Genomic DNA, 12,573 nt, shown 5'->3' with positions numbered 1-12,573 from the left:
TAATAAATTTTGTTCAATTTTTTTCCAAAACTATGTATTTTTTTTGAACTGTATATAATGTCCTCGACATCATTTTACAAAATCAACCGCTACTTTGTCATGTTTTTCTCAAAAAAGAAGAAAAGTTGACAAAAATAAAATAGGAAAGTGACATGCACTCTCCTATTTTATTTCTCTATGCATATGAATGTAAACCGGCAATAATTAAGTTTACTACAATAAAGTTAAACATAATGATTGCAAAACCAATTACTGCAAGCCAAGCTGATTTCTCTCCATGCCACCCTTTAGATAATCGTAAATGTAGTACTGCAGCATAAAAGAGCCACGTTATAAGTGCCCAAACCTCTTTCGGATCCCAGCCCCAAAAGCGCGTCCACGCTATTTGAGCCCAAATCATCGCAAAAATTAATGCTCCTAATGTGAAAACTGGGAATCCAATTGCAATAGATCGATATCCGATTTCATCTAGTAGATCACTATTCGTATTCTTTACTAACGGCTGAAGTGCCGCCGATACTCGCTTCCGTAAAACGAGTCTTAATACAATATACAGTAATGTCCCAACTAACACTGACCAAATAACAGTATTTAATTTTTTTGCATTTACAATTGCTGGAACTTCAACTGCCGGTTCTAATTTATTTTCTGTCAGTAACTTCCCTTCATGCGGTCCAACTAAAGCCGGAAGATTGTACTTCATTTCCAGTTGTTGTTCATTTTTATCAATCCATTGAAACTTCGCTTCATATTTCATACTAGAAAATACCGTTGTTACTCCAATAAATCCAACTGTACAAACAAGTGTAAATACTACCGTCTCTAGCCAAAATGTACGTTTACTTCTCGTCGATTGATCTACATTTTTCAATAAATACATAACGCCTGTAATAAAACTAATCGCTAAAATGGCTTGTCCTGCTGCTGCAGTCGTCACGTGAATATGTAACCAATTACTTTTTAAAGATGGAATAAGCGGAGATATTTCCCTCGGAAACATACTTGCATAGGCAATTAATAAAAGCGCAACTGGTAATGCAAATAGTCCGATTATGCTTACACGGTACATAAAATACATGACAATAAATGCTCCTACAAGCATCATGCCGAAAAATGTACCGAATTCAAAAAAGTTACTAACTGGCGCATGCCCTGATGCAATCCACCTTGTAACAAAATATACTGTTTGTGCTATAAACCCTAAAATTGTAATCGTTATTCCTACATTTGCCCATTTATGACCCTTTTCTTTAATGGCTCCCCCAAAAAATAGAGTCGCAATTAAATATAAAATAAATGCGGTAAAGAGAAAGTTACTACTTATTTGCACCATATCGTTTCCCCACCTTAACTAATTTTTTTATCGATTACTTTATCATTTGGCTGTGGAATTGCTGTACCTTCTATTACTCTTTCAATATCTTTCTTTAAACCGAACCAATTTTTATTTGTATGCCCTGCAATCCACCATTCATCATTAACACGTTGTATCCAAATACGGCGATGATTCCAATACATACCTTGAATGACACCAACCATAAATATAAATCCTCCAATGCCGAGAATCCAAAGCGTTAAATCTTTTCTTACAGTAAGTGCTGTTGCATTTTGCATTTCAACACCTGCAAACGACATTTTATATTTGTTGTTTCCATCTGGTTCTATATTTTGCTGAATACCAACAAAACTCACTTCACCATCTGGTGTTTCAGGTGTAAACATTTTAAATACAAATGCAGGATTGTTTGGTAATTTCGTTTTTGTATTTGGTTTTCCATTCTCATCAAAATAAAAATCAGGAAAATAACTTAATAGTTCCAGAGAATAACCAGTTCCTAAATCATATTTTTCCTTAGGATTCGTTAAATCTACTTTAATCGGTCCCCACTTTTGATTATTTTCTTTATTTTGCAAGTTAAAGGACATACTTTTAAATTCACTTTCTTTATAATCCACTTGATACACTGCAAATTGATCAAATTTCAATGGTTCATTCACTCGAATTTCCGCTTCTTTTACTTTTTCTAATTTCGGTTTTTGTCCTGCTATATTTTCTCCTACTGCTTTATATAATACGGCATTCGTTTGGAAGTTTTTCGCAATCATTTTATCGCCTACACGATCAATCGCTTCATCAAAAACTTCCTTGTCCTTACTTTTATCATAAACTTCTTTTATAAATTTCTCGTTTTTTAAGTAGTATTGTCCATCCGTCCCTGGTATCTCTTTCGTTTCACCGTCACGTAACCAAAGTGCTTCGTCTACGTACATACTCGGTAAAAAACGAAGCATCGCACCGAATAAAAAGATAATAAGGCCGATATGATTTACATATGGACCCCAACGCGAGAAGCGTCCCTTTTCTGCTAAAACGTTTCCGTCTTCCACTTTCACGTTATAGTTTCTTTTCTTTAAATTCTTTTGCACTCTTTCCAGATCACCTTCTTGCGGTGTACCAGTCCCATATAATCTCTGTCTCTTTAAAAAGCTAGGATGTCTTTTTACGCCTTGCTTTTTTAAAGCTTTATAAAGTGGAATAACACGGTCTAAACTACATATCACAAGTGAAATACCGATAGAAGCAATCAAAATCATATACCACCATGAACCGTATAAATTATTAAACCCTAATTGATAGTATAATTGTCCTAAAAATCCGTATTCTTGTTTATAATATTCAGCTGGTGCAATCCCTGGAGTTATGTACATTTCTTGCGGAAAAATAGTTCCTATCGCTGATGCAGCTAAAGTTATTACGATTAGCCATACACCCACTTTTACAGAAGAGAAAAAGCTCCAAATTTTATCGATTATCGTTTTTGTCTGCGTGAGAGATCTCCGTGCACTCCCCTCATAGCGCATATCCAATAGTTTTGTATTTTCATTGCTTTCAAATGGTTTCCCGCAAGCTTCACAAAAAACGGTTCCTATCGGATTAACATGTCCACATTCACATTTAATTTCTTTCAACACTCTCACCGCCCCTGTATCTATATGTACTATTGTATATTCTAACCTCAAGTTACCGCAATACTCAGAATTTTTAAACCAGAGGCACTATAGACACGCACCCCTTATGTAAAGGCTTTCTTTATTACGGAGTAATTTTCTTTAAATACCCTTCTAACTGTTCTTTCGTTTGTTCACCTATAATTTGCTCCACTACTTTTCCATCTTTATCAATCAAAAAGCTTGTCGGTAATGGACCTACTCCATATGTTCCTATAATCTTTTGTCCTTTATCAATGGCAACTGGGAATTTCAAACCATATTGGTTCACAAAGTTCTTGACTGCAATATCCGTTTCATCTGCATCTAACGCTATGATTTCAACGCCTTTTTCTTTATACTTTGGATATAATTCATTCATATAAGGCATTTCTTTTTCACAAGGTTTACACCACGTGCCCCAAAAGTTTAAAAATACACCTTTTCCCTTTAAATCTTTTAGTTCAATTTTCTTCCCTTCTAAATCCGTCACAACAAAGTTAGGTGCTTCTTTTCCGATTTGCATTTTCTCTTTATTAGCAAAGAATCCTTGATAAAGGGTAAATCCTACAGCACCACATAAAATGAGTAGAATAATAACGCGAAATAATAAGCGATTTTTCTTCATATTACTTCTCCTCTCCTCGATAAATGTTATGTATTATCTTCTGTAAATGTTGTATTGAATAAATCACCAGCAGAGCACTCCACTGGTGAATTTTTAACTCTATAGCTTATCTTGGCTTTGTAGAAGCAAGCGCGCGTAATTGTTTCACCTCATGTGGTGTCAATTCTCTCGCATCACCAGGTCGCAGGCTTCCTACTTCTAAGAAAGCATAACGTTCACGTTTTAATTTCACTACTTTACAGTCTAACGCTTCAAACATACGACGTACTTGACGATTACGTCCTTCATGAATTGTTAATTGTACAATAGCCATCTCTTTACGCTTGTCCCAAGAAATAATTTTCACACGTGCTGGTGCTGTTTTACCGTCTTCTAACGTAACACCGCGTTCTAACATGCGAATTTTCTCACCTGTTAATGGCCCTTTTATTTTTGCAACATATGTTTTTTCAACTTTATATCTAGGATGCATTAATACGTTTGCGAAGTCCCCATCGTTTGTCATTAATAATACGCCAGACGTATCATAATCTAAGCGTCCGATTGGGAATAAACGTTGTGTAATTTCCGGGAAAAAGTCCGTTACAACACTTCTTCCTTTATCGTCTGATACACTTGAAATTACGCCAGTTGGTTTATATAGTAAAAAATAAACAGGTTCTTCTTTTTCAAGAGGGATGTTATTTACTTCTACTTTATCTTGAGGAGTTACTTTTGTCCCTAACTCTTTCACTATTTTTCCATTAACTTTCACTTTTCCTTGCTGAATTAATTCCTCAGCCTTTCTTCTCGATGCAATACCTGCTTGCGCAATCACTTTTTGTAATCGTTCCATTTCTTTTTTTCACCTCGAATTTATCTTACCTTACATTAGAAAGACTTGGCAACCGCATACGCTTTACGGCTATTCGCTTCATCTTACTTAAACAACATAGCGATGATAATAAACATATAAAGGTCAAATCATGTTTTTACCCTTTATTATTGTCCATATTTTTCATATTTCTCACAATAAAAGTTCATCATTTTGTCAAAAATATCACATAAAAAAACCACTATTAAGCTACACCTTAATAGTGGTCGTATACGTATTATAAGCGAAATAGCGTAAAAAATGAATAGTATTACTGAAACAATAAAGAAACGAACACAATTGAGCATATAATCCCGATTAAATCTGCAAAAAGTCCTACTTTTAGTGCATCACCCATTTTTCTAATCCCGACCGCTCCAAAATATACAGTTAAAATATAGAAAGTCGTATCTGTGCTCCCCTGCATCGTAGAAGCCAATCTCCCAATAAACGAATCTGGCCCATATGTGGCAATTAAATCGGTCGTAATACTTAAACCAGCAGAGCCTGAAATAGGGCGTATAAGTGCTAGTGGAACAATTTCTGCTGGAACATGGATCAAATCTAACATTGGCTTCATTACCGATATCATTGCATCTAACGCACCTGAAGACCGGAATATAGAAATAGACACAAGCATTCCAACCATAAACGGTAAGATGGAAATTGCAATTTGAATCCCTTCTTTTCCTCCCTCAACGAACGATTCATACGTCGGTACTTTCTTTATTGTGCCATATAAAAGGATAAAACCAATTACACAAGGAATTACCCATAAGGAAATTGTATTTACAATACTCATTTTTTCCGCCCCTTTCTACTCCTTCTTCGGTAAAAATAGCGGTCAATCCAAATTGCTCCAATCATAGAAAGTACTTGTGCAATAAATGTTACCCCAACAATTTCAGTAGGATTCGCTGATTCATACGTCATTCGAATGGAAATGACTGTCGTAGGAATTAATGTAATGGCTGATGTATTTAATGCTAGAAACGTCACCATAGAACGGCTCGCCGAATCCTTTCCTCCATTTAACTCTTTCAGTTGTTCCATCGCTTTAATACCAAGAGGGGTTGCTGCATTACCTAGACCAAAAAAGTTCGCCATCATATTTGATAGAATAAATCCCATGGACGGATGATCCTTTGGTATTTCTGGAAACAACCTTTTTACTATCGGCATAAAAAGCGTAACTAATTTTTTTAACAATCCGGCTTCCTCTGCAATTTTCATTAAACCGAGCCAAAATACTAAAACACTAATAAGTCCTATACAAATCGTTACCGCATCTTTTGCTCCGTCAAATACAGCTTTATTCACTTCTTCCATCGTGCCATTTATCATGGCGTATACAATCCCAATGACAGCCATCGCTACCCATACGAGATTAACCATCGTTCCCAACACCTATCATGTAAGAAAAAATTTCTTTCACATTATTCCAGTAAAGTCCCGTTGTAGCTACTAACTTCCGTTTACTATAAAATAAATTCCGTTCTCCAACTTTTTCATTACCAACATAAATGTCTGTCTTCCCAACCTTTACTCCATCCGTAAGTTTTATACTTTTATGGAGTTCAACTTTTAATACTACGTTCTTTTTTTCTTCTTCAGTTAACGGTACCGAAAAACTATTTTTCGTATAAACATGGTTGGCATACTTCTTTTCATTTATTTCAGCAATTGCTCCTTGTCCTAAAACTTTCGTTTGTTTGAAACGTTCAAAACCTTTATCAAACAAATTCATATGATCATCCCAATCACTAGAGGCACTCAAAGTTACGACAATTAAATCTAGTCCATCTTTTGATGCCGTTGTCACAAGCGTTCGCCCAGCTTTCTTCGTAAAGCCTGTTTTTCCTCCTGTTGCAAATTCATAATAAGACGTTACCAACTTATGTTTATTTTTCCACGGGTAATCCCAAGAATCTGATTTATATGTTTTGGTTCCAAAGATTTTCTTAAATGTCTCGTTTCCCATTGCATATTTCGTTAATAATGCCATATCGTAAGCCGACGAATAATGTGATCCATCTCCATCTAAGCCATGAGGGTTTGAGAAGTGCGTATCTTTCATTCCAATTTCTTTCGCTTTTTGATTCATTAAATATACGAATCCATCTATACTCCCACCCACACTTTCAGCAATTACTTGCGCTGCGTCATTACCAGATCTAAGCATGAGTCCGTATACTAAATCTTCTAACTTCACTTTTTGTCCAGGCTTTAAATAGATTGCCGATCCTTCCACCCTCACCGCTTCATTACTAACTGATACCATTTCTTTCATCTTCCCTGATTCAGCAGCTAATAAAGCGGTCATAATTTTTGTTATACTAGCAATTTTTTGAGGCTCATGTTCTGCTTTTCCGTATAATACACGACCAGACTGTTGCTCCATTAATACAGCATTTCGAGCACTGACATTGCTGTTCATCTTTGCATATGTAGGAATCGGCATAACGCTTGCATACATCATAAGAAGCGTAATGATTACACAAATTCGTCTCATATTTCCCCCCACGTCCTTTTGGCACTTTTTGTACAAGTGTATGCTTGGCCTTTTAAAATATGAACGAAATCTTCCTTCTACTTCCATTAAAAAAGACGCAGAGAATTTGCGTCTAATATGGTGTCCATTCAATTTGTTTCGCAGTTTCAAACCTTTTTTCTACATCAGGCCAATTTACAACATTCCACCAGTTTTTAATATATTCATCTTTTCGATTTTGGTATTGTAAATAATACGCATGTTCCCAGACATCTAGTACAAGGAGCGGTATCGTATCCCATTGTGTAAATAATTGATGAAGTGTACTTTGCAAAATTTCTAACCTTCCAGACCGGGGTACCCAAACGAGAATTGCCCAGCCTGAACCTTCTACTTTAGAGGCCGCTTCTGTAAAATGTTTTTGGAAACGTAAAAAGCTCCCAAAATCTTGTTCAATTTGTTGTGAAAAAGCTCCTCTTGGACTTCCACCACCGTCTTTTTTCATGTTATTCCAAAATATCGTGTGTAAGTAATGACCTGATCCATGAAAAGCCGCTTCCCTTTCCCAATGCTTAATTAAATCAAATTTATTTGTTTTTCTCGCTTCTTCCATCATCTTCTCTGCTTTATTTAACCCTTCCACGTAACTCCGATGATGTTTATCATGATGTAACATCATAATTTCTTTAGAAATATACGGTTCTAATGCATTATACGGATAAGGTAATGGCGGGAGTGTATGTCCTCCAATCGGGACAGCTCGTTCACTATCCCCTCTTTCATATAATTCATATTCCTCTTCTTCTTGCATAAATACTTCCTGCAAGTGATGCTGAATATGTTCTACATCATCGCTTATTTCATACATAAACTCTGCATCTGTTTCATACTCATGCTCTTTCATACGCTCTAATAACGTCTGAATTTTATAGGCAAGCATATGGACATCATACACTTCCATTGCGCGGCTATCTAATACGTGAAGAACACTTTCACACCAATTTTCTACTTCATGAAAGTAATCTGTAAATACACCTTGCTGATTCATGTTGCACCTCCCTAATGCTATCCACTTAACTATATTCAATGAAAATCCCTTATATAACTGTACAAAAGGAAAAGAAGCTAAGTAACCTTAGCTTCTTTTCCTCAATCAATATTTGTGTAACATCTTTGTCTGATAATCCGTCTCATAATATTCTAGTTCTTCACGCATCAATTGAAATTTACCTTCTAAACTCTTCATCACTTGCTCCAAAGATGCAGGTGGTGTTTGTTGAAAAACGATAGAATTTTTCCCTGTATATGCAGACCGACTATTTTCATACCAATGATCACTCTTCGGTGAAAAAAACTCTGCAATTACTTGATGGTAAATCTTATATAAAATTTTTTCAGCTGCTGTTTTTCGAAATGGCTGGCTATTCAACAAAACAAAACATGCATCCTGTCCTTCTTCGCAAAAAACGAGAAGTCGTCTCATTGATGCTAATACCCCTTTATAATATTGCTCATTCCCTGCTGGTGTTTCCTCTAATAAAGAAGGTAACGTATGATAATTTACATAATTGGTTATCAAATTAATAGCATCTTCTAAAAATATAGAAACTTGTTCTGTTTGATTTTCAACCATCAAATTAGACATTTTTCTCTCTCCTTTGCCATTTCACGCTATTTCTACTCTTTTATTTTTATGTAATTCAGCCAATATTTCTTGTACTTTCGACACCGTTCCCTCATCAAAATATTGTTGAAATTCTTCCATATTATTTAAATACAAACGTTTTTGCGCACGAAGCTCCTTATCTTTCACTAAACAACATATCGCTACAATATCACGCAAATATATGTTTTGTTCTTCTACTTTATACACTGGATTTCCTTCAAAAGGAGTAATTTCTTGTAAAACTTCTTCAAAATATCGAACGTATAAAACCGAAAAAGTTTTCTCTTTACCATTTAATATATATGTCACTTCAGATCTGTTAAAAAAATCTTCTGATGTATTAGGTTTCGCTTTTTCTAACTCATATCCTACGTAACCTTTTATAATCATATACTCCCCTCCCCCTCTTTCATCTTATTCTAACTTAATTTTCTGATAAACAAAATATTCTTTTAAATATACCTATATAAAAAATAGCTCGCCTATACAGGAATTTACCTTTTTATTTTTCTGGAAGTTTGTCATAATAATATTATTGTCTCAGTTTTCTTATACAAGGAGAGTTGTATTTATGTCGTTTTCATGGAAACGTTTCTTACAAATCGGGAAAATTGTCTTCCCATTTGTTGTATTAACAATTGTATTCTTTCAAGCAAAAAAAGAATTAGCGGGCATTTCTTTTTTAGAAGCGATTGATACAATTAAAAACATTCCAACTGGAGGAGTCTTTTTAGCAATTACACTTGGTGCATTCGCTGTATCAACAATGTTCTTTTATGACTATGTTATGCTTCGTTACTTAAAAGCTGATATCCCTGTCCAAAAGATTTTCCGTATCTCGTGGATTGCTAATACTTTAAATGGATTTATCGGGTTTGGTGGTCTTGTTGGAGCCGGCGTACGCACAATGCTTTATCGTCCATATATAAAAGAAAATGGAAAACTTATTAAAAGTATCGCTTGGATGACAACTGCCTTTATTAATGGATTAGCCATTCTTTCATTTCTTGGTCTCATCGGAATATTAGACACGAGATTTATTTTGCATGAAAAACCATGGCTATGGCCTGTTCTTATCTTCTTCGCTCTTTTCGTCCCTATATATATCGGATTTTCTAAATTAAAAAATAGAAAAGCGACGCAAACAGAGGAACAAGAAGAAGAGGAGAAAAACCCAACTGTTTTATACTCATTAGTTTCATTAGTCGAATGGGTATCTGCTGGTATTGTTATGTACGTCATATTACTATTATTTGGCATTGAAATCGAATTCCAAAAGTTTTTAGGCGTATATGTTATTGCTGCTTTAGCTGGTGTCGTTAGTCTTGTTCCTGGTGGCCTTGGATCATTTGATCTTGTCTTCTTAACTGGGCTTGGGCAATACGGCATCGATACAGGTGTTTTACTCCCTGCTATGTTATTATATCGTCTCGTCTATTACATCTTGCCCTTCTGCCTTGGTCTCATTTTTGCAGCTTTTGAAATGACAGGAGTAGCCATTAAAAAGTTTGAAGATAAACCTTTTATTGCGCCTGCATTAGAGACAACTGGTGTTATATGGACTTTGCAGCGTGACTTTCTAGGAAAGTTAGGTTCTTGGGCATCTGCTGCTTTAACAGTATTTGCTGGCTTAATGGTTATTTTATCAACCATTCTACCGACAAGTATAAATCGGGCACACGCCTTACATATTCTAGCTCCAAAACATCTTATTCAATTTTCTTTTAGCTTATCGCTAACATTCGGTATTCTCCTCCTCATTCTTTCGCGGGGGATATATTACGGAACAAAACGTTCTTATTATATGACGATTGTTTCTTTAATTGGAGCGGCTATTTTTAACACACTAAAAGGAATTGATGTTGAAGAAACTTTTATTTTATTAATCGTACTCGCTGTATTGTATATGCTTCGTAAAAGGTTTGTACGTGAGAAAATGGAAGTCTCACTTTCCGATATCGTAAAAGTTTTTATATTCCTACTTGTAACGTTATATTTATATAAAAACTTAGGTATTTTATTTGCAGGTGCAAAAGAAGCTTTCAAACCTGATTTTGTCGTTCGTAATATTACACAAGTGAAACGAAGTGCATTAGCAGCTGCCTTTTTTGTTCCTACTTTTTTACTAATTGGTTCACTCATTGCAAATCGTTATCGAAATGAATTTCCCGGGCAACCAGCTAATGATAAAAGATTACAAAACTTCTTAGATGAACATGGTGGAAATGTACTTAGTCATTTAGGTTTTTTAGGAGATAAACAGTTCTTTTTCAGTAGTGATGGAAAAGCACTCATTCTCTTCTCAATAACTGGAAAACGACTTATTGTACTAGGTGATCCAATTGGGGACCCTTCCTCCTATCGTACTGTATTGCAAGAGTTTTTAGCTGAGGCTGATCGATTTGGATACATTTGTGTATTCTATCAAATTGAAAGTAAATGGATGAGTTTATACCACGATTTTGGTTATAACTTCTTTAAGCTTGGTGAAGAAGCTGTTGTTGATTTAAATACCTTTACAATAACAGGAAAGAAACGCGCTGGCATGCGAGCTACTTTCAACCGTTTTGAAAGAGAAGGCTATACATTCTCTATTCATGAGCCACCTTTCTCCGACGAATTATATGAAGAGTTAAGAAAAGTTTCAGATGCATGGCTTGGTGGAAAAAAAGAGAAAGGTTTTTCACTCGGATACTTCGATCGTGAATATATTAGTCGCGCTCCTATCGCAACATTATCTGATGCGGATGGAAAAATTATTGCATTCACAACATTCATGCCTGTATATCAAAACGGATCATTATCTGTCGATTTAATGCGATATTATCCAGATGCGCCTAGCGGCATTATGGACGCAATTTTCATCCACTTATTCCAGTGGGCAAAAGAAAATGAATACCACTCCTTTAATATCGGTATGGCACCACTTTCAAATGTTGGTTTATCCACACAGTCTTTCTGGTCTGAACGAGTGGCTGCTGCAATCTTTAATAACGTTCGTTATACGTATAGTTTCAGCGGATTACGACATTTTAAAGAAAAATATAAACCAGCATGGAGCGGTAAATATTTAGCATTTAGGAAGAATCATTCTTTACCAATTACAATGCTCTCTGTAACAAAATTAATAGGAAAAAGAAAAAACAGCTAAAATCTTAGCTGTTTTTTCTTTTTTGAACTTGTACAATAAATTCTTTTTCATACTTCTTACCATTTATATAGAAATTCCCCCACATTTTATACGTGCCTTCGGCAGGAAATGTAATTCGGTATTGTAATTGTTCATCCGTATCTACAGGCATAGCGTATAAAAAATTCTCCTTCGTTTCATCCACGATATAGAGTGACTCTACTTCTCCTCTCTCTGAATGCAATTTCAATTTTTCACCCTTTTTCGCTTGAAACTGAAATGTTAACGTAACTGGTTCATTCGGATGTAATGCGCCAAATAAAAGAGAAACTTCATACTCTCCTATTTTTTTTGTAAGTACACTGTCGATTGGAAATTTCACTTTTTTCTTATTGTTCTCCTCTTTCGTTCTACCAAAATTCTTCCTAGCGAATGACTCTACGGACTTATTTTTGTCTTCGTATAAAAATATTGTATATTCTTCGTCTTTCGCTATTTTGGAAGATAACTTATATGACCCGTTCCCTGCAAATGTGGGTTTAATTTGTTGTATGTTTTTTAACTGTCCATCTACAATCACTGCCCGCATTTGATCATTTACACCACGAATTTCATTATTCTTGTTGTTTAACAACTGAAATACAATATCTACTTTCTCATTTCCCTTTCCATTTGAAACACCCCACTTTACTTCCTGAACATCTCCTACAGTCTCTTCGTTTTCTTGATATTTTTTTATGTAAAATCCTCCTGCCACAATAAGTACTAACGCAATAAGCCCGATGACAAGATTTTTCAAAACATCACCTACCATTTT

Annotated in this window: 12 protein-coding genes; 1 reads left to right on the top strand and 11 read right to left on the bottom strand. The window is 35.3% G+C overall.

Annotated features, from left to right (window positions below):
* Positions 1 to 175: 175 nt before the first annotated feature.
* The 10 genes from resC to NST27_RS07365 form a co-directional block, all read right to left on the bottom strand.
* Positions 176 to 1,333 (bottom strand): cytochrome c biogenesis protein ResC, encoded by a 1,158-nt coding sequence (gene resC, locus NST27_RS07410; protein ID WP_000250081.1) that lies wholly within the window; start codon positions 1,331 to 1,333, stop codon positions 176 to 178.
* Positions 1,334 to 1,347: 14 nt separating this feature from the next.
* A complete protein-coding gene (gene resB / locus NST27_RS07405) occupies positions 1,348 to 2,973 on the bottom strand; it encodes a cytochrome c biogenesis protein ResB (RefSeq protein ID WP_000910547.1) in 1,626 nt (541 codons plus the stop codon).
* A gap of 121 nt (positions 2,974 to 3,094) precedes the next feature.
* On the bottom strand, positions 3,095 to 3,616 hold the full coding sequence (gene resA, locus NST27_RS07400) for a thiol-disulfide oxidoreductase ResA (RefSeq protein WP_000742194.1): 522 nt from the start codon (positions 3,614 to 3,616) through the stop codon (positions 3,095 to 3,097).
* Between the two features lie 106 nt (positions 3,617 to 3,722).
* Positions 3,723 to 4,451 carry a 23S rRNA pseudouridine(2605) synthase RluB gene (gene rluB, locus NST27_RS07395; protein ID WP_000440556.1) on the bottom strand — a complete coding sequence of 243 codons (729 nt, stop codon included), beginning with the start codon at positions 4,449 to 4,451 and terminating at the stop codon, positions 3,723 to 3,725.
* A gap of 289 nt (positions 4,452 to 4,740) precedes the next feature.
* Positions 4,741 to 5,271: a spore maturation protein SpmB gene (gene spmB / locus NST27_RS07390; protein ID WP_000029514.1), complete on the bottom strand. Its 531-nt coding sequence runs from the start codon at positions 5,269 to 5,271 to the stop codon at positions 4,741 to 4,743.
* A complete protein-coding gene (spmA, locus tag NST27_RS07385; protein ID WP_000247811.1) occupies positions 5,268 to 5,864 on the bottom strand; it encodes a spore maturation protein SpmA in 597 nt (198 codons plus the stop codon). Before spmA ends, spmB begins: the two co-directional genes overlap by 4 nt.
* Positions 5,857 to 6,981 carry a D-alanyl-D-alanine carboxypeptidase family protein gene (locus tag NST27_RS07380; protein ID WP_001252636.1) on the bottom strand — a complete coding sequence of 375 codons (1,125 nt, stop codon included), beginning with the start codon at positions 6,979 to 6,981 and terminating at the stop codon, positions 5,857 to 5,859. Before NST27_RS07380 ends, spmA begins: the two co-directional genes overlap by 8 nt.
* 112 nt (positions 6,982 to 7,093) lie before the next feature.
* Entirely contained in the window at positions 7,094 to 8,008 is a 915-nt protein-coding gene (locus NST27_RS07375) for a superoxide dismutase (RefSeq protein ID WP_001075739.1), read from the bottom strand.
* A 105-nt stretch (positions 8,009 to 8,113) separates the two neighbouring features.
* Positions 8,114 to 8,605, bottom strand: a complete 492-nt coding sequence (locus NST27_RS07370) for a YpuI family protein (RefSeq protein WP_000067556.1) — start codon at positions 8,603 to 8,605, stop codon at positions 8,114 to 8,116.
* A 21-nt stretch (positions 8,606 to 8,626) separates the two neighbouring features.
* Positions 8,627 to 9,016: a hypothetical protein gene (locus tag NST27_RS07365; RefSeq protein WP_000584363.1), complete on the bottom strand. Its 390-nt coding sequence runs from the start codon at positions 9,014 to 9,016 to the stop codon at positions 8,627 to 8,629.
* Positions 9,017 to 9,197: 181 nt separating this feature from the next.
* Here NST27_RS07365 and mprF point away from each other — a divergent pair, with 181 nt between their 5' ends.
* Positions 9,198 to 11,777: a bifunctional lysylphosphatidylglycerol flippase/synthetase MprF gene (gene mprF / locus NST27_RS07360; protein WP_000010892.1), complete on the top strand. Its 2,580-nt coding sequence runs from the start codon at positions 9,198 to 9,200 to the stop codon at positions 11,775 to 11,777.
* A 4-nt stretch (positions 11,778 to 11,781) separates the two neighbouring features.
* Here mprF and NST27_RS07355 read toward each other — a convergent pair whose 3' ends face one another.
* Positions 11,782 to 12,570 (bottom strand): hypothetical protein, encoded by a 789-nt coding sequence (locus NST27_RS07355; RefSeq protein WP_000232614.1) that lies wholly within the window; start codon positions 12,568 to 12,570, stop codon positions 11,782 to 11,784.
* Positions 12,571 to 12,573: the final 3 nt, after the last annotated feature.

The sequence above is a fragment of the Bacillus sp. FSL W8-0770 genome (genome assembly GCF_038008705.1).
Classification (GTDB): Bacteria; Bacillota; Bacilli; order Bacillales; family Bacillaceae_G; genus Bacillus_A; species Bacillus_A cereus.
The sequence above is the reverse complement of the archived record's forward strand: the minus strand, read 5'-3'. Positions and strand labels throughout refer to the sequence as shown.

Coding starts and splice junctions, on each gene's coding strand:
- resC (WP_000250081.1), bottom strand. CDS start 1,333: ATGGTGCAAATAAGTAGTAACTTTCTCTTTACCGCATTTATTTTATAT.
- resA (WP_000742194.1), bottom strand. CDS start 3,616: ATGAAGAAAAATCGCTTATTATTTCGCGTTATTATTCTACTCATTTTA.
- rluB (WP_000440556.1), bottom strand. CDS start 4,451: ATGGAACGATTACAAAAAGTGATTGCGCAAGCAGGTATTGCATCGAGA.
- spmB (WP_000029514.1), bottom strand. CDS start 5,271: ATGAGTATTGTAAATACAATTTCCTTATGGGTAATTCCTTGTGTAATT.
- spmA (WP_000247811.1), bottom strand. CDS start 5,864: ATGGTTAATCTCGTATGGGTAGCGATGGCTGTCATTGGGATTGTATAC.
- NST27_RS07380 (WP_001252636.1), bottom strand. CDS start 6,981: ATGAGACGAATTTGTGTAATCATTACGCTTCTTATGATGTATGCAAGC.
- NST27_RS07375 (WP_001075739.1), bottom strand. CDS start 8,008: ATGAATCAGCAAGGTGTATTTACAGATTACTTTCATGAAGTAGAAAAT.
- NST27_RS07370 (WP_000067556.1), bottom strand. CDS start 8,605: ATGTCTAATTTGATGGTTGAAAATCAAACAGAACAAGTTTCTATATTT.
- NST27_RS07365 (WP_000584363.1), bottom strand. CDS start 9,016: ATGATTATAAAAGGTTACGTAGGATATGAGTTAGAAAAAGCGAAACCT.
- mprF (WP_000010892.1), top strand. CDS start 9,198: ATGTCGTTTTCATGGAAACGTTTCTTACAAATCGGGAAAATTGTCTTC.
- NST27_RS07355 (WP_000232614.1), bottom strand. CDS start 12,570: ATGGTAGGTGATGTTTTGAAAAATCTTGTCATCGGGCTTATTGCGTTA.